The following is a 15,692-nucleotide window of genomic DNA, read 5'->3' as shown; positions in this document are numbered from 1 at the left end:
GCCCACAAATAAATAGTGGGTGCTATTCGAGGATAGATCTCATGTGGGCTTCGTACTTTTCCATACTACTTTCTTCAATCTTCTTGGAAATGTGATAATAGACATCAGATGTAATTGTAATACTTCCGTGTCCGAGTCGCTCCTGAACATACTTCATATCATTGCCTGCTTCTAGTAGTAGCACTGCATGAGTGTGACGAAAAGAATGAATCGGCATCGCCGGGAGACCAATACGTTTCAAAATTCGCGAAAAAGAATTGAATAAAGAAGATTTCGGCATGAAATTACCATCATCTCTAGAAAGAACTAAGTTTAACTTATGTTTATAGGAACCCTTCTAAGCTAATTTATTTTGGTTCTGATATTTAATGTGTTGCTTTAGATCGCTAATGATAGATTGACTAATTTTTATCGTTCGTTGCGAATTAAACGTTTTTGTATCTCCGAATAGAGTTGCTTCATCCTCAGCTGAAAAATCTAACGTCTTACAAATGTGGCAGCCGGTTTAGAATCTGAACCTCCACCGTTGTGGTAATGGTATTCTCCGTTTTCCAGTCCCCACTTTGCGCAATTTGTGCGGCAATAATGACCCCCATTTGCATCTGTGCGTCCTGGATGTGCCTCAGCAAGTACAGGCATCAATAATAAGAAAAGTGACATGAAGATTGGAACAATAATTCTTTTCATAAAAAATAAATACCCCAATGTTTGATTCTTGGAGTAGTCTATCAGAATACATTTTCACTTATCCCTTATTAAGCTAACGGGGCAGGATAGTTGAATGATTTCGCGAATAACTTAAGTCATGACGAATTTACGAAGTTCGCAAAAAGGCGTTAGCCGAAAGAAGTTCTTAGTTTAGGAGGAGTCTATATGATATTAGAAAAAGTTATAAATAGAATTGAAATACAAAGTGAATATAAGGATTTTGTTGATAAGTATATAGATAATATACTTACCGAATTCAAAGGTAAGATTCATAGCATTTATATGTGTGGCTCGATTCCAAAAGGAACTGCTAAACCTTTTAAGTCAGATGCAGACTTTACTATTGTATGTGTAAATCCCAAAGATATTGATTACGAAAGATTGTCAAATATTAAAGACAGGCTTTTGGAAGAATATCCAATAGTAACTAAGATTGATACGATAATTTGCTCGATTGACGATGTATTAAGTAAACCAAATGAGTGGGGTTTTTGGGTAAAGATAATTTGTGTTTGCATATATGGTCATGACGTTGGTGAAAAAGTACCACCGATAATTATTTCTCCAGAGTTCATTTTAGACTTAAATACAGAGACCAATATACATAGTTTACTTTCTAATGCTAGTGATAACACAATGAAAACTAGATATATTAAAGGTTACTCTAAGAGATTAATTCGTGCATTATACTCTTTGGTTTTAGAAGATACAGGTGTATGGCAAGATGACATTATTAAGATGAAGAATTCCATATTAAACTATTGTGAGATTGACTCCGCTTTAGTTGATTATCTGTATGCTTGTTACTTGGATAGTAATGTACTTGTTGAAGAGTTTCTGGGAATTGCAGATGAAGTATATAGCTATTTTGAGAACGCCTTAAATACAATGGCTGCTTCCAGAACTTCCTTCGACTAACACCATATTGACGCTCCGGGTCACTCTGAGAAGCGAGTGACCACATCCAGCCCCCTAAGCCCGTCGGGACGTCACTGCGTTAGGTGTTCGGCAAGCCTCACAACTATAAGCAGCGACTCTAATTAAAACATAAGACTATTGAGCTAACGGGAACTTTAGTTGAATAATACACATTAATGAGCAGGCGCTACGGTAGCCTGCTGTTTTCATTGAAGTAACGGGCAGATTTGCACAATAGTCACCGCAGTTTAATGCGACTTCAAAATAAAAAGGAGAGAAAAGACCCATGAATACTACACTTGGCAGATTAACAGGTCGAATCGCAATAGTAACAGGTGCAAGTCGCAGCACAGGAATCGGTGCTGCAGTGTGCAAAGAGTTGGCCTATCTAGGCGCTGATGTATTTTTTACACACTGGGGTAGTTACGATCAACAGATGCCCTGGGGTAGCAATAACGAGGAGCAAAAGCAACTTTGTGAGGAAATACGTTCCATGGGCGTTCGTTGCGAACACCTAATGATGGATCTTTCTGCACCTGAAAGCTTTGTGGATTTATTAAATAACGTTGAGCAGAAGCTAGGAGAACCTTCCATTCTTGTTAACAATGCTTGTTATTCGGTTAACGATGACTTAACCACGATTACCCCAGAGTCTTTGGATGCACACTACGCAATTAATGTTAGGGCGGTAACTATGCTTAGTGTGGAATTCGCTAGACGGTTTACGCAATCGGCAGGTGGTCGAGTTATTAATATGACATCGGGCCAATCACTAGGCCCCATGGCTGGTGAAATCTCGTATGCCACAACGAAAGGGGCAATAGATGCTTTCACACGAACTTTTGCAGCAGAGGTGGGTCCGAAAGGCATCACCGTAAATGCGATAAATCCTGGACCCACAGACACCGGCTGGATGACTCCTGACCTACGACAGCAGTTATCTAAGCAATTTGTAACAGGTAGAGTAGGATTGCCTAAGGATGCAGCTCGTCTGGTTGCATTCTTAGCCACCGATGATGGGGAGTGGATTACCGGCCAAGTTTTACATTCCACGGGTGGATTCAACTAACGGAGAACGATAGCTCAATGAGACACCTAGCTAATACGATTGTGAAAATCGCCTCGTCAGTGATAATGCTGACGAGGCATTATAATTTGATGTGTCTTATATCAAATTCAGCCCATCCTGGTGGCAGTGATTCGAAGTCGACTTCTTCGAGGGCTTCTGGTTCAATAATTATTAGTAACGGTTCATATATGTCAATCAACGCACCTATACGTTCGCTGATACCAATAAAAGTACCAATAGCTACAATACTTCCGCACCTTCCACCAAATCCGCTATCGTGATTGTCACAGATACGCACGGACTGTCCCGGCTTTAAATCTTCCCATCTCATAATTTAGGGGGTGCTCCTTGTTCTTCAAAAGTTCTCTGGGACATTCCAAAGTAAGCAGCCCTGTCATTTGAGTAATGGTTCTGTCGTTGTATCGGTAGCATCAGTGGCGTCTCCGGGAAACTATTTTCGTTTGCCGCGCGGGCGACGTTTTATGGTTCCTTTTTTCTTGTCCTTTAGTAGTAGATAAGCTGTGTAACATTGTATTGCTGCTGTTAGGAGTTGTACCATGTAGAAGAGTCATCACAGGGATAACCTGAACTGCTCTTTTATTGCTCAAAAAATTTTGTTTTATCTGTAATCAACTCTACGAGTAAGCGTCATAATAAAACCTTGCTGACCATGATGGTAGCAGGGTTATTGTTCATACATTAAATTTCTTCCCTCACGGAGGCAATGGATCCTATGATACATCCACCAATGATTCCGGAACGAAGCCAATTAGCGATGGTTATCCGATATCTAAAGTTAATTTTAACGGCGATGATTCTCCCAATACGATTTTCAAGCCACTTTTAAGATAGCGATATTCTGGATTCTATTCCCTAGATTGAAATCTTCAATTGCATTTGTAGTACCTCTTCTGATTGAAAATTGGGCTATATTTCCTGCACATATAAACGCCCACAAAATGCTCACAAATAATAGAAGGAAGACAATGAAATCCGTAATCGTTTTCTCAGAGAACCCTTTATTTTAACGGAATTAGGTACTATTCAGACCATTATAAAAAGGCAAACTGTAAACCGGACTCGGTTCACGAGTGGGAAAGTAACCAATATATGACGCTTTACTAGAACCTTTAAACCCTTAACGCCTTTGGTGTTGAGTTTTTTTTGTGTGTGGGGGTAAGGATAGGAGATATTGTAGAGGTTTATGGACGCCCCCGTAATGCCCCCCCAAAAATGTAGTGATCATTCGAGGATACTTCTCATATGAGCTTCAAATTTCTCCATACTGCTTTCATTTATTTTCTTTGAAATATGTGTGTATGTGCGCTGTGATTCTTATGCTACCATGACCTAAACGTGTTATTCCAAAGCTTGAAAGGGGTAATAAGCTGGCTAAACGATTTTATGAATTGGACTATAAGAATGCTCTCCAACTTGGGACAAGCCATTTTCGCGACAGGTAAAACTTCTTAGCCTCTTATAAGGAGAATGCTATGACTCAGTCAAATGATTGAATTTTTGAATTGCGAGCACGGCCTTTTGATAAATTTCACTCGTATGTTTCGTTATCGATAATCAATTCAAAGGCGAATCCAAAGCATGCGTTACCTTTGAATTCGTTCTTGACTAAAATGTAAAAAAGCCAGAAGGCTTAACACCATCTAGCTTAGCTGCATAGCGAAAAGTGGATTATTAGGATGAGGGCAAAGAATATGGTTTTTGAGGAATTGTGCTGCAGACCATAGTTCGACAGTTGGAAAGTAAACGTTCGATCATATACGAAGTATCAGAAAGAAATGCGGGGAATAATGGTGGTATGGATAGAGCTGACGCATCGTTCACACACATCGTGGGCGGGACATTTGATTGGATCGAGAATGTGGATGAGTTCAACGTGTTAGGGAAGGCGCCGTCATGACACAGGTACAAGATAAGACTTACATTTGCACTCGAGAGAAGGCAGAGGGGACACGCTTAATATTATGAAAGTAAAGTTGTGATTTCTGAAGGGCAGTCGATACAATGACTACTGATTTGCAGCTGAATTTAGTATCAATAAATTATTATACTTCGCTGCATGCTTTTGCTCATCGAGAATAATGCCATATAAAGTATCCTTATAAACGCCATACGGAAGACCGAACCATATCTTTCGATACTTTTCAACCGCTGACAATTCACCTTGAAAGGCTTTTTGCAAACCATTGTTATACGAATTAACTTGTTCAGGGACTTCGTCGCTAACTCCTGTCACTTCATGTCCTGTCAATTCTCTGTACATTTGTCGAAACATAAGATTATGCCCACGTTCATCATTCCGAATAGAAGTAATAACTTCAGCTTGTTCTTTATTCGGAGCAAGTTGAATGAGTTGGTCATAAAAAAGTTCGTCATTTCGTTCACCTTGGACTGAAGTCCTCATTAATTCAAGAGCCTCTTGAGTTGAAGTTGCCCAAATGGGGGCAAATTGAGATCTGAACCAATAAGGATACACCATATACATTAGAAAAACCTCCAATAATTTATAAGTATTCTATCAACAATCATATGCTCGCTAACTGATTGTATGAGTATGATCTCACTTCTTACTTTTTCTTAATTAGACTAAAGTCAAAAAAGTGGACGGTAAGAAATAGATTTTCTAGTAAATTGCTCAGCAAAACGAGCAGGTGAAAGATACCTTATCGACGTTTGCGCACAATTGGTTTTCCTTATGATTTTCCAGTCGCCATCCTATGATTTCACGTGTTCACAGATTCATTACGCTAGCCAGATACAACCGACATCCCCGGCAAGGAATATATATAATGACAATGACCCAAACCCTGTTGGGTTTGAGAATCTTAAATTGTTGGTTTAAAGTGTTTGTAGCGATGGGATTATTATGCTTTTACGGGCTCCTCCGGTTGTGGAATCAACAAAGTCAACGGGCTATGTGGGAGCTGCAGCTCAGGGAAGATGAACGTGGATTTAATCTAGCTTTTAGTGATATCAGCAGCTTAGTGACTAAGTGCCGCTTTAGTAACTGTAATCTAACTGTAATCTTAAACTGATAAAACTTTAACGCCTTTGCCATTGAGGGTTTACTTTGTTTTTGTATAGGCAGCCTGCTGGCCTTTTGAGTATCATTTATGATATACCTATAAAACGCCTACAAACAGTTTGTTAATCGAGGATATTATACAGGCTAATAATTTTGATGTGTAAGAAGTTGTTCATTTATCATAAATAATGGGATATCATTGGAGATAGAAGAATTAAATGCAGAGACGGAGGAGTGAATTTGGATATAGTTTGGTCAAACTTAATATTAACTTTGATAATTTTCGGGATATTAGTGGTTTTGATTTTTAAAGGTATTAGTTTATTAGTAAGAAGTTATAAATCAAAAAAATAACTCTATAGACGATTATACATAGTCATGGTCAGTCATTGGTTATATTCCCGCATCGCTCTGACTATAAAAGAATTTATCAAAGAGTATTGACACAAGACCTGAGTTACAGACCATTAAGAATGGCGATTTACAGAACCCCCCGCGGTTGGCTGTGAGTCGCTATTTTATTATTTTTGTATATTCTAAAAGTGTTAAAGTAAAAGTGATTGTAAGTTTTTTCACTTTAATTGTTGTATCGTCTACCTTGCTCTTGCTCAGTCCAATTAACCTTATGAAACCGAGAAGAACTAAGATCTCATGGGTCACTTTATGGAATCTGGTGGCATTAATTAAGATAGTAGGTGCCCGAATCGTCCGGGAACAATTTGAATTTCGAGCACAACTCCATAGCTGTAAATAAGAACGAGTCGATTGTTTGAAATTTTTCAATCCGTAGCAATAAAATTGAGAAAAGGTTTGAAGAATAAGAGGACACGTCACTCATGTGGGTAATAACTAATATAGTAATAAGGAGGTGCGTAATGAAAAAAATATTATTAACTACAGTTACTAGTATTCTTCTGTCTTCCTCAATTCTCGGTGCATGTAGTAACAATAAAACAACAGACGAGGCAAAACCTACAGCGTCAAGTGCAGCGACAATGCCAGTTGTTGAAGCTACAAGCACTCCTGAACCTTCTGCTACTCCTTCTATGGAGGCGCAGGAGTCCGCCAGTCCGGAGGCCACTGATCCTCTAACATCCGATCGGCCAAAGACCAAAGCATTTGGTGAACAGGAGGGAGGGGTCTCAGGGCAAGAAGGTACACTTGAGCAAGGTGATGGATATTCCCTGTATGTTTTTCAGGATTTCACACTAGACTCACAGTCTGGTCGTTTATCATTAACTGAGGATCCAACCTATTATGCCGAAATTGAACACTTGCCTGCCGGTTACGAGCTCACCGCTCTGAAGCAACAGGGACAAACCGAGCTTTCTGCAATTGGCAAAGCCAACGACCATAGCGGGGAACTAATTGAACATCCTCTAGGTTTTGCTGAACTATATCTGCAGGCAACCGGTGATAAAGGGATAGAAGATTATATGGTCTGGAAGAATCAGGCGGGGGAAGCTTTTCTTTTTCGGATACACAATCCTAAGGGGGATTCGTCGAAGTTTGCACCTTGGGTGATGGTTTCACTGGCAACACTTGAACTTGAAAGGAATTAAGTGTGATCAGAGCCGTAGGAGTTGTGCGGAGTAGAAGGGGTGTGCCATAACCATAATCAAAAAAATGGTTGTTGGCACACTTCTTCTTCTTTTTGGTACCTTACTTCATTCGAACGCCAATTTTCGTTTGCTGAGGTTGCAAATTTCGCGTATGAGCCTGCTATAGGATCCAGCAGACCTTATACGAAGCTTTACCCTACATTTGGGATAATAAAGGACTCCATAGTCGCAATTGGCATTAAAAAGACCTAATATGAGCTTCTTTTTTAGGAATAACGTCACTGGAGTCCGAAACCATGCTCCAAAGGCTGAAAATTAGCAAATAGCGTCATCTGGGTCCGAAAGTCATGGCACGTAGTAGAGGGATTTAATGTTAAAATATCTTATATATAGATAACTAATTCTTTCCTGGGAAGGAGTAAGTTCATGCAAATTTTTATTTACATAGGATTGGGCTTCTTTATAATTTCAGGTATATGTGTTGGAGCCTTCACGACAGGTACACAACAAAGAGGTAACTTTTATTCGGAATCTAAGCAAGACCGTAAAGCTAAAAACAAAGTAGCGAATTGGTCCGCTTTAGGTGGTCTTATTTCATTAGCTGTAGCTGGGATTCTTTATTTGTTGTAATTGAACGCACAACATAAGGAGGAGTGTTGCAGATGGTGAAGATTTTTAATGAAAATACGGTCTCTTTTACACAAAAACAGTCCCCGATCCCAGATTTTGCTTGGCATACGAGTGAAAGGTTAGCTGAAATGGTGGGCTCCAAGCATTTAGTTTTTGATATCAGATCTTTAGATCCTGATAAATATTCTTTTCCTTATCATTTTCATAGAAATGCTGAAGAAATATTTGTGATTTTAGCGGGAAAAGCGATGTTAAGAACACCCGAGGGTTTTACGGAGGTTACTGAAGGGGATGTAATATTTTTTGAAATGGGACCGGAAGGGGCGCACCAGCTTTATAATCATTCCGATGCACCATGCAGGTATCTGGATCTCCGAACGAATCAGGGAATAGATGTTTGCGAATATCCAGACTCAGGCAAAATCAACATTTTGCCCTATCAAGAAATCTATCAAGCAGATGAACAGGCGGATTATTGTAAGGGAGAAGAGCATGTAAGGGAAAAATGGAATGGGGGAGCGTAATTGATTAAAGATCGTTGGTTTACAGTAACGGAAATTGATCCGACCACCTATGCAATCAGTGAATATGGACATTGGGAAAAGGTGCATTCTTTTTTACTCTTGGGGCAAAAACAAGCCGCGTTAATTGATACGGGATTAGGTATTGATAATATAAAAAGAATAACGGATCAGTTAACGGATTTACCTATCGCTGTCATAACTACGCATGTGCATGCAGATCATATTGGCAGTCATGGGCAATTCGAGACAATCTATGTTCATAAAGCGGATGAGGATTGGCTGATTAACGGAATAAAAGGCTTGTCCCTTGCCCAGATTCGAAAAGATATGAGCCGGGACATCACCCTTCCTGTTCCTGAAACCTTTGATCCTAACACCTACATACCTTTTCAAGGGAAGCCAACAGCTCTTTTACAAGAAGGGGATGTGCTCGACATAGGCGGGCGTAAAATAGAAATATACCACACACCAGGTCATTCGCCAGGTCATATCAGCTTTTTTGATCATGCCAACGGATATCTGTTTACAGGTGATTTATTGTATGACGTTACGCCAATCTATGCCTTTTACCCTTCGACTAGTCCGGTTGATTTAGTGGCCTCCTTAGAAAAGATTACGGAAATTCCAGGAGTTACCCAAGTATTCGGTTCTCATAATACACTGGGTTTAGATCCATCTATTTTACAAGAGGTCAAAAAAGCGGTTCGTGAGTTACGTGAGCAAAAGGTAGTAGCACATGGTACGGGCATTCACCAGTTTGATGGGTTTAGTGTGCAATTTTAGATTTTTATGTCGAAAACAAATGGGGGTATGGCGATATGGCGTCTACATCAAAGGCTTTTGCTAGATCAATGGATTCTTATTTAAACTACATTAAAATGCCTTGGGGGAGATTGTTTTATCATTCCGCTTGGCAGCAAATTGACAATCACTGCAGCTCTGAAGAGGTTCAATCTATTTTAGATATCGGCTGTGGTTTTGGGATAACCAGTCGTGAATTCGCAAAAAAAGGTTATACAGTTACAGGGATAGATCCGACTCCAGAGATGATAGTCATTGCGCAAGAGTCTGCATGTAAAGACGGTCTTAACATAGCCTTTAGATCGGCAACGCTACAAGATGCAGATGTATTAGCGGACGGATATGACTGGATTTTTTGCCATAATGTGCTTGAATATCTCGATGATCCAAAACAATTGTTAATGGACATTAGTAAAAAACAAAATGAAAACGGAATGCTTTCTCTTATAACTCATAATCCAGTGGCAAAAGTGATGAAAAAAGCCGTTATGAATAAAGATCCTATGGGGGCTATAGACAGTATTGGAAACACGCAGGAATATAGCGGCATTATTCAAACAGACATTACCATCTATACAAAAGATCAATTAGTGGAATGGCTCGCGGAGTGTGGTTATGAGATTAGAAGTATATACGGAATACATAATATCTACGGATATATTGTGGATAATGAAATAAAAATGGATGAGCAATGGCATGTAGAAATGGTGGAGCTAGAGCTTAAGTTAAGCAGTTTATCTCCATACAAGGACGTTGCTATTTTCACACATCTTATTGCGCAAAAAACAACTTAATTATTCAGATACGATTGACCTGAACAGTGCATGTAATTGTTGTACTTGGGAGTAAGCTTCCTTGTACTGGTTGTCGGATTGTTGAATAGGCAATAAACCCGGCAAGAAGGAGATACAATACACAGGCGTTTCTTTGCTGTTCATATATATTTTAAGCGTAAGCTCTTCAATCACATTAGCTTCTTCATCAGCTTCCTTAAGGACGTTAATATCTGCACTTGTTGCAGTAGTTTTGCTGTTTTGATGTCTTTTGGATACTTTTGAAAGGGTAAGTGCGTTAACCACAATCTCGGATCCCATTACATTATCAAAAGAGTATAGCTTTGCTACTGCTTTTTTGTTACTCTTCGGATTTTTGGTACCGATTGCCAATTTTTTATTAGGCTCGTTAAGTGCGATCAAGTGAGATTGATTGGGGGGAATGAATGTTTTGGTGAAGCTGATGTTAAAAGATGAGGTCGCATTAACTAGCTTAGAAATTTCAGATGAAGCAGATAGCGTTTTCAATTTTATAATGGCGGCACTTAGAATTAAAACAACTCCTAAAATAGCAAATAAGTACATCAAGATAATCAGCATATAATCACACCTCCTAGTTATCTCATTAGACTCAAATTGTTGCTTATTGAAAGATATGCCTGAATGATCTCCACTAGTATCTTTTAAAAGGGAAATTCGTGGAATTATAGGATCGGCTTCACGATTAACCCAAAAAAAGCACCCAGAGAAACCTTCCGATTCTGCAAATGATGCAAAATTGGGGGTTGCTACAAGGGTGCTTTTTAAGATGATTATGAAAACCTATAGAAAATTGAAGGCAGTGATATGATCGGTATAAACAATCAGCTGTTTGTATTCGATCGGAGTCCCATAACTAGCATAAGGTCTTACAGTAACGTCATTGAGGACAACAAAGTTATAGCTGAAATTTTTATCAGGGTGTTCTGCTCCCAAATAAGATATGTATTCGTCTACAATTACATCATCCATCAAAGATTTTAAATCAAATACATCCTCTTTGTTGGAGACGGTTGGAGAGACGATTCCCTGAATGCTGCCAAAAGAGGTGAGCAAATTCACTTTTTTTCCACTAGCTTGTTCATCATTTAAAAGTAAACCGGACAGCTTACCCAGTGCATCGACTTTAAAATCGACGAGGGTTCTAATTTTTGAATTATTCAAACTAAACACATCCTTTTCAATTTGCAATCCTGTTAACAATATTCGACATATAATCACCAAACTCCTAGTATGCTAATGAAAAAATACTTACTTATGTAATGACCCCCATTTTTTAATGTGATTTGGGGGTTGCCGAGCCTCCATTCGAATTTAATTTCTTATCGTTACTCGTGTGCCTATAGGGACAATAGCAGCGAGTGCTAACACATCCTCGTTGTACATCCGGATGCAGCCGTGGGACACCTCTTTCCCAATGGAGGAAGGGTCATTGTTTCCATGAATTCCGTAGTGTGGTTTAGACAGTCCCATCCAAAACACACCGAAGGGACCCCCTGGGTCGGGTTGTTTGTTAATAATAGTGAATTCACCCACTGGGGATTGGGTTAACATCTTACCGATGCCGACAGGGTAACCTCTAATCACAATATCATTGTCCAGAAGATATAACATTCGTTGGGTCAGATCTACAATAATTCGGTAGTTGGGCATTATACGCAACACTCCTTCCTAATTAGGATATGAGCAGAACGCCTAAAGGGTTATTCATAGAAAATGGCCATTTTAGCCATTGGGAACAAATGTTCGTAAGTGGTTGGAAAAGCAAAAAAAACGTAGAAAAAAGGCTGTTCCGCATATGCGGAACAGCCTTTTATGTTAGAAGTGCATACTTAGTGGATATCTCGAAACAATCCGATGACTCTTCCGAGAATAGTTACGCGATTAAGGCGAAGCGGCTCATAAGCTGGATTCTCCGGCTGAAGCCGTATATGATCACGTTCCTTGTAAAAGGTCTTAACGGTTGCTTCATCTTCTTCGGTCATGGCTACAACGATATCTCCGTTGTCCGCTGTTTGTTGTTGGCGAACAATCACATAGTCACCATTCATAATGCCTGCGTCCACCATACTATCACCCATGACAGACAGCATAAATACTTTGTTGTCACCTACATAGTGAGTAGGAAGTGGGAAGTAGTCTTCGATATTCTCTGTAGCAGTGATAGGTACCCCGGCGGTAACTTTACCTACGACAGGAATCCGTGAGATGGTCTGCGCGAATTGGTGAACATTCTCTGAATCCTCTTGGCCTAGTAATTCTATTGCACGTGGCTTCGTTGGATCTCGACGAATAAGTCCCTTTTTCTCAAGCCGGTCCAAATGACCGTGAACTGTGGAGCTGGAAGCAAGGCCAACAGCTTCTCCAATTTCCCGGACGGAAGGTGGATAACCCTTGCTGCGGACTTCGCTTCGTATAAATTCCAGGATCGCCAGCTGGCGACTTGAAATCTTTGACATTGGAATCAACCCCATATAGTAATGTTTGGGAAAATTATAACATAGAACTACCGTTCGCACAAACATAAGTTCTAACTATTATAAATATTAATCTGCTAGAGTTAAAAAATGGTAGACAAATGATAATAAAATGAACCGCTTGAGTCTCTCGAAAAAAAGAGAACAATTGTTCTGAAATAGTATTGAACAAAACACATGTTCGTGTTATTATAAAATCGAAAGTAAGAACAAGTGTTTGGAGGATGATGATTATGCTAAAATACAGTACATACCGCAGCATCTACGATAAGGCCCCAGTGGTTGAATCTATAGGACATAATGACGTTGCCCGTAATTCCGCTAAGGTGAAAGAGATAACGGAACGTTTGCTTGGAGGGATGATTTCGTTGTTCCGTCAAGATTTCTTTATTAAGTTAATATTGATTTTCGTGCTAGTATTATCTGGCCTAACAGTAGTGGGAAATGTATTTGCAGGATCGACGACTATAATGAAGGAAGAGAAGCGGATTGTGGTTGAACGTGGAGATACACTATGGAGTATTGCCCTTAAGAATAAACCAGCTGATATGAAGACAGTTGTTTATATAGAAGGAATTAAACGTTCAAGTGGGATTAAGAGTAGTCAAATTAACGCTGGAGACATACTTACTTTACCTATTTATTAATTTTCTGAGAACATAATAGAATGACCAGTAGAGCTTGCAGGGAGTAGACCTTGACAAGCTCTTTTTCTCATGGCAGAGTTAGAATTAATTTATAGGGGGAGGGAAAGTATTGAATATTGATGAGTTGGTCGCGCGAATTAACGAATTGGCACGCAAACAGAAGAGCGTAGGCCTTAATCAAGAGGAAGTGGCGGAACGCGCCAAGCTTCGTGAAATTTACCTGGGGAATATCCGTAATAACTTCCGAGCACAATTAAATACTATTGAAGTAGTAGATAACGATGAGCATGAACAAGGTAACAAGGGGCTTAAACATTAGCTCGCTGTTCCTTTTCATAGATATTTCAGGATGACTAGGGGGAACGCACATGGCCCGTTCTTGGGAAAGAATGGTTCAACGCAACACACAGCAAATCAACAAGCAAAGAAAGAAACAAGGCAAGGATACGATTTATGCCTCTAAATCTCCTACCCAGAATGCCGAAGTCTTTAAAGGTCGCAACATTGCATTTCCGGTAGTGTTAGTGATACTTGGCACTATGTTTTGGGTAGTTGGTTCTATTGATCAGGCCAAAGGTAATGGCATGCTGGCTAATTGGCTGGGAGTAGTACTGTACTATTTGCTGGCAGCGCTATTGTTCTTCCGTCGTCCGTACTTAAAGGTGGAAAAAGCAAGACTGTCCACTATTAAATTCAATCGCGAACGCGGACTTCCAGCTGCAGATATTGAGAAAATCACCCTTTCGCGTGGAGCTGTAGTCATTAAGCATAAAGGGAAACGTACGAAATGGATTTTCACAAAACTTATGAATCGCTATGATACTAATGCGATGAGTACACGATTAGAAGCATTTGCTAAAGCTCACAACATTGAAGTAGTTCACGAATAGAACTAGACCAGTTAAAGGGAGAGGGAGACCTGTAATGCCAATTTCTGCTGTACTATTTGACCTTGATGATACATTGCTGTGGGATGATCGGAGCGTCGAAGAAGCATTTCGTTCTGCTTGTGAAGCCGCCGGGGATACGATCGATCCACAAGAACTAGAAGTTGCAGTTCGTAAGGAAGCAAGTAGCTTATATGAATCTTATGAGACGTTCCCATTTACAAAGATGATCGGAATTAATCCATATGAAGCACTCTGGGCTAACTTTACGGCAGGTGAACAGCCAGAATTCCGTCAATTGGAGCAGCTTGCACCGGTATATCGTAAAGAGTCTTGGCGTCGCGGACTTGCAGCGTTAGGGGTGGAAGACGAAGCACTAGCTGAGACCTTGGCAACTAAATTCGCAGCAGAGCGCAGAAAACGTCCATACATCTATGAAGAAACAATGCATGTACTGGAGCAGTTACGGGGTCAAGTGAAGCTTCTGCTACTTACGAACGGCTGTCCTGCACTGCAACAAGAGAAACTAGATGGTGTGCCCGAGTTAATTCCTTTCTTTGATCATATTGTGATTTCCGGAAGCTTTGGTAAAGGCAAACCGGATAAGGAAATTTTCCTGCATGCTTTAGAGCTTCTTGATGTAACGCCTGAGCAAGCGGTTATGGTCGGCGATAAGCTGACAACGGATATCCGTGGGGGGCTGGCAGCAGGGTTGACCACGGTCTGGATTAATAGAAAAGGTAGAGCACCTAGTCTTGATATTCATCCGGATCATGAAATCAATCACCTTGAGGAACTTCTTCCACTAGTTCAATCCTTGTAAGATATACAGAGCTATTAGCTCCAACATAAAGACTTTATAAAAGCAGCGAGTTTCTGAGATCCTAAGAAACTCGCTGCTTTTCTGTACATACATACTAACATAAGGAATTCATTAGATTTTTAAGTAAATGATTTAAGTCACAAGACTAATGCGGAATTGACGCAAAATACTGAAAAACCAATAATAATGTGTATAATAGATGGAGATGTATAACATGAATTGGTAGATTTTTATTATTCGATAATGATTGGGAGGGCTCCAAATGATGAGATCGAAGAAATTAGTCGCTGTATTATTAGGTGCAACACTTCTAGTACTAGGTGGATGTTCTTCAAATGGAACCAAGCATTCAGAAATACATAACATGAATATGAACATGTCTATGGAACCTATCAAAGTCGAACTACAATGGAGTCCTGAAGAAGTTGTTGTAAATCAAAAGGTAACCTTTGAAGCTGTGGTGACCCAAGATAACGAGGCAGTAGATGATGCAAAAGAGGTTCTGTTCGAAATTGTGAATAAAAATGATGAGGGACAGAAAATAGAGCTTAAGGGAAAGCTAATTGGTAAAGGAGTCTATCAAGCAGAAGGGACCCTTGAAAAGGAAGGACAATATAATGTCACTTCACATGTGACAGCCCGGACACAGCACTCTATGCCTAGCAAAGAGCTGTCTGTGAAACCATGATTCAAAGGTTCGCAACGCTTACTGAGCAATAACAGATAAAGCAGAGTGGAAAGGAAGGCTTTTCGAAATTCCTTTATTCTGCTAAACTTACTCTAATGTTTTA

General features: G+C 39.8%; 19 protein-coding genes and 2 pseudogenes. 13 read left to right on the top strand and 8 right to left on the bottom strand.

From position 1 onward, the window contains the following. Positions 1-22: 22 nt before the first annotated feature. A pseudogene (locus MKY54_RS17575) lies at positions 23-298 on the bottom strand (tyrosine-type recombinase/integrase); the annotation flags it as partial. Between the two features lie 227 nt (positions 299-525). Continuing rightward, positions 526-687 (bottom strand): annotated as a pseudogene (locus tag MKY54_RS17570) (YHYH domain-containing protein); the annotation flags it as partial. A 186-nt stretch (positions 688-873) separates the two neighbouring features. On the opposite strand from MKY54_RS17570, the gene MKY54_RS17565 reads away from it, so the two are divergent. After that, positions 874-1,626 carry a nucleotidyltransferase domain-containing protein gene (locus MKY54_RS17565; protein ID WP_339187310.1) on the top strand — a complete coding sequence of 251 codons (753 nt, stop codon included), beginning with the start codon at positions 874-876 and terminating at the stop codon, positions 1,624-1,626. A 286-nt stretch (positions 1,627-1,912) separates the two neighbouring features. Further along, a complete protein-coding gene (locus MKY54_RS17560) occupies positions 1,913-2,695 on the top strand; it encodes an SDR family oxidoreductase (RefSeq protein WP_339187308.1) in 783 nt (260 codons plus the stop codon). A 79-nt stretch (positions 2,696-2,774) separates the two neighbouring features. Here MKY54_RS17560 and MKY54_RS17555 read toward each other — a convergent pair whose 3' ends face one another. Next, on the bottom strand, positions 2,775-3,026 hold the full coding sequence (locus tag MKY54_RS17555) for a hypothetical protein (protein ID WP_076302614.1): 252 nt from the start codon (positions 3,024-3,026) through the stop codon (positions 2,775-2,777). Between the two features lie 1,398 nt (positions 3,027-4,424). On the opposite strand from MKY54_RS17555, the gene MKY54_RS17550 reads away from it, so the two are divergent. Beyond that, positions 4,425-4,613: a hypothetical protein gene (locus MKY54_RS17550; protein ID WP_076279296.1), complete on the top strand. Its 189-nt coding sequence runs from the start codon at positions 4,425-4,427 to the stop codon at positions 4,611-4,613. Positions 4,614-4,721: 108 nt separating this feature from the next. On the opposite strand, the gene MKY54_RS17545 is transcribed toward MKY54_RS17550, so the two are convergent. Further along, positions 4,722-5,198 carry a ferritin-like domain-containing protein gene (locus tag MKY54_RS17545; protein WP_339187305.1) on the bottom strand — a complete coding sequence of 159 codons (477 nt, stop codon included), beginning with the start codon at positions 5,196-5,198 and terminating at the stop codon, positions 4,722-4,724. Between the two features lie 1,415 nt (positions 5,199-6,613). Here MKY54_RS17545 and MKY54_RS17540 point away from each other — a divergent pair. The 5 genes from MKY54_RS17540 (at position 6,614) to MKY54_RS17520 (ending at position 10,049) form a co-directional block, all read left to right on the top strand. Next, on the top strand, positions 6,614-7,300 hold the full coding sequence (locus MKY54_RS17540) for a hypothetical protein (protein ID WP_076304082.1): 687 nt from the start codon (positions 6,614-6,616) through the stop codon (positions 7,298-7,300). A gap of 426 nt (positions 7,301-7,726) precedes the next feature. Further along, the gene (locus MKY54_RS17535; RefSeq protein ID WP_076184440.1) at positions 7,727-7,930 is read left to right on the top strand and encodes a DUF5316 domain-containing protein; all 204 of its coding nucleotides are present in this window, start codon (positions 7,727-7,729) and stop codon (positions 7,928-7,930) included. A gap of 32 nt (positions 7,931-7,962) precedes the next feature. After that, complete coding sequence (locus MKY54_RS17530) at positions 7,963-8,454, top strand: cupin domain-containing protein (RefSeq protein ID WP_339187302.1); 492 nt, start codon at positions 7,963-7,965, stop codon at positions 8,452-8,454. Continuing rightward, on the top strand, positions 8,455-9,237 hold the full coding sequence (locus MKY54_RS17525; RefSeq protein WP_339187301.1) for an MBL fold metallo-hydrolase: 783 nt from the start codon (positions 8,455-8,457) through the stop codon (positions 9,235-9,237). A gap of 35 nt (positions 9,238-9,272) precedes the next feature. Beyond that, a complete protein-coding gene (locus MKY54_RS17520; protein WP_076279302.1) occupies positions 9,273-10,049 on the top strand; it encodes a methyltransferase domain-containing protein in 777 nt (258 codons plus the stop codon). Here the strand turns inward: MKY54_RS17520 and MKY54_RS17515 are convergent, their stop codons facing one another. The 4 genes from MKY54_RS17515 to lexA form a co-directional block, all read right to left on the bottom strand. After that, positions 10,050-10,628 (bottom strand): hypothetical protein, encoded by a 579-nt coding sequence (locus tag MKY54_RS17515; protein WP_076217986.1) that lies wholly within the window; start codon positions 10,626-10,628, stop codon positions 10,050-10,052. It abuts the gene before it with no gap. Between the two features lie 222 nt (positions 10,629-10,850). Further along, a complete protein-coding gene (locus tag MKY54_RS17510) occupies positions 10,851-11,231 on the bottom strand; it encodes a hypothetical protein (protein WP_139329870.1) in 381 nt (126 codons plus the stop codon). 150 nt (positions 11,232-11,381) lie between these two features. After that, positions 11,382-11,720, bottom strand: coding sequence for a L,D-transpeptidase (locus MKY54_RS17505; RefSeq protein WP_076217985.1), 339 nt, complete (start codon positions 11,718-11,720; stop codon positions 11,382-11,384). A 179-nt stretch (positions 11,721-11,899) separates the two neighbouring features. Then, a complete protein-coding gene (gene lexA, locus MKY54_RS17500; protein WP_036687720.1) occupies positions 11,900-12,526 on the bottom strand; it encodes a transcriptional repressor LexA in 627 nt (208 codons plus the stop codon). Positions 12,527-12,777: 251 nt separating this feature from the next. On the opposite strand from lexA, the gene MKY54_RS17495 reads away from it, so the two are divergent. From MKY54_RS17495 to MKY54_RS17475, 5 genes are all read left to right on the top strand, one after another. Next, complete coding sequence (locus MKY54_RS17495; RefSeq protein ID WP_076128409.1) at positions 12,778-13,191, top strand: LysM peptidoglycan-binding domain-containing protein; 414 nt, start codon at positions 12,778-12,780, stop codon at positions 13,189-13,191. Positions 13,192-13,300: 109 nt separating this feature from the next. Further along, positions 13,301-13,510 carry a DUF896 domain-containing protein gene (locus tag MKY54_RS17490; RefSeq protein WP_036687717.1) on the top strand — a complete coding sequence of 70 codons (210 nt, stop codon included), beginning with the start codon at positions 13,301-13,303 and terminating at the stop codon, positions 13,508-13,510. Positions 13,511-13,559: 49 nt separating this feature from the next. Next, positions 13,560-14,081, top strand: coding sequence for a hypothetical protein (locus MKY54_RS17485; RefSeq protein WP_076128411.1), 522 nt, complete (start codon positions 13,560-13,562; stop codon positions 14,079-14,081). 34 nt (positions 14,082-14,115) lie between these two features. Next, entirely contained in the window at positions 14,116-14,901 is a 786-nt protein-coding gene (locus MKY54_RS17480) for an HAD family hydrolase (RefSeq protein WP_036687714.1), read from the top strand. A 262-nt stretch (positions 14,902-15,163) separates the two neighbouring features. Next, the gene (locus MKY54_RS17475) at positions 15,164-15,589 is read left to right on the top strand and encodes a FixH family protein (protein WP_038571571.1); all 426 of its coding nucleotides are present in this window, start codon (positions 15,164-15,166) and stop codon (positions 15,587-15,589) included. Positions 15,590-15,692 lie beyond the last annotated feature (103 nt).

The sequence above is a fragment of the Paenibacillus sp. FSL P2-0121 genome (assembly GCF_037975345.1).
Taxonomy (GTDB): domain Bacteria; phylum Bacillota; class Bacilli; order Paenibacillales; family Paenibacillaceae; genus Paenibacillus_AQ; species Paenibacillus_AQ odorifer.
The sequence above is the reverse complement of the archived record's forward strand: the minus strand, read 5'-3'. Positions and strand labels throughout refer to the sequence as shown.

What these genes read in the sequence shown, in the direction of transcription:
- MKY54_RS17495 (WP_076128409.1), top strand. Translation starts at nt 12,778, where the DNA reads ATGCTAAAATACAGTACATACCGCAGCATCTACGATAAGGCCCCAGTG.
- MKY54_RS17545 (WP_339187305.1), bottom strand. Translation starts at nt 5,198, where the DNA reads ATGTATATGGTGTATCCTTATTGGTTCAGATCTCAATTTGCCCCCATT.
- MKY54_RS17560 (WP_339187308.1), top strand. Translation starts at nt 1,913, where the DNA reads ATGAATACTACACTTGGCAGATTAACAGGTCGAATCGCAATAGTAACA.
- MKY54_RS17475 (WP_038571571.1), top strand. Translation starts at nt 15,164, where the DNA reads ATGATGAGATCGAAGAAATTAGTCGCTGTATTATTAGGTGCAACACTT.
- MKY54_RS17530 (WP_339187302.1), top strand. Translation starts at nt 7,963, where the DNA reads ATGGTGAAGATTTTTAATGAAAATACGGTCTCTTTTACACAAAAACAG.
- MKY54_RS17555 (WP_076302614.1), bottom strand. Translation starts at nt 3,026, where the DNA reads ATGAGATGGGAAGATTTAAAGCCGGGACAGTCCGTGCGTATCTGTGAC.
- lexA (WP_036687720.1), bottom strand. Translation starts at nt 12,526, where the DNA reads ATGTCAAAGATTTCAAGTCGCCAGCTGGCGATCCTGGAATTTATACGA.
- MKY54_RS17505 (WP_076217985.1), bottom strand. Translation starts at nt 11,720, where the DNA reads ATGCCCAACTACCGAATTATTGTAGATCTGACCCAACGAATGTTATAT.
- MKY54_RS17480 (WP_036687714.1), top strand. Translation starts at nt 14,116, where the DNA reads ATGCCAATTTCTGCTGTACTATTTGACCTTGATGATACATTGCTGTGG.
- MKY54_RS17515 (WP_076217986.1), bottom strand. Translation starts at nt 10,628, where the DNA reads ATGCTGATTATCTTGATGTACTTATTTGCTATTTTAGGAGTTGTTTTA.
- MKY54_RS17535 (WP_076184440.1), top strand. Translation starts at nt 7,727, where the DNA reads ATGCAAATTTTTATTTACATAGGATTGGGCTTCTTTATAATTTCAGGT.
- MKY54_RS17565 (WP_339187310.1), top strand. Translation starts at nt 874, where the DNA reads ATGATATTAGAAAAAGTTATAAATAGAATTGAAATACAAAGTGAATAT.
- MKY54_RS17520 (WP_076279302.1), top strand. Translation starts at nt 9,273, where the DNA reads ATGGCGTCTACATCAAAGGCTTTTGCTAGATCAATGGATTCTTATTTA.
- MKY54_RS17485 (WP_076128411.1), top strand. Translation starts at nt 13,560, where the DNA reads ATGGCCCGTTCTTGGGAAAGAATGGTTCAACGCAACACACAGCAAATC.
- MKY54_RS17540 (WP_076304082.1), top strand. Translation starts at nt 6,614, where the DNA reads ATGAAAAAAATATTATTAACTACAGTTACTAGTATTCTTCTGTCTTCC.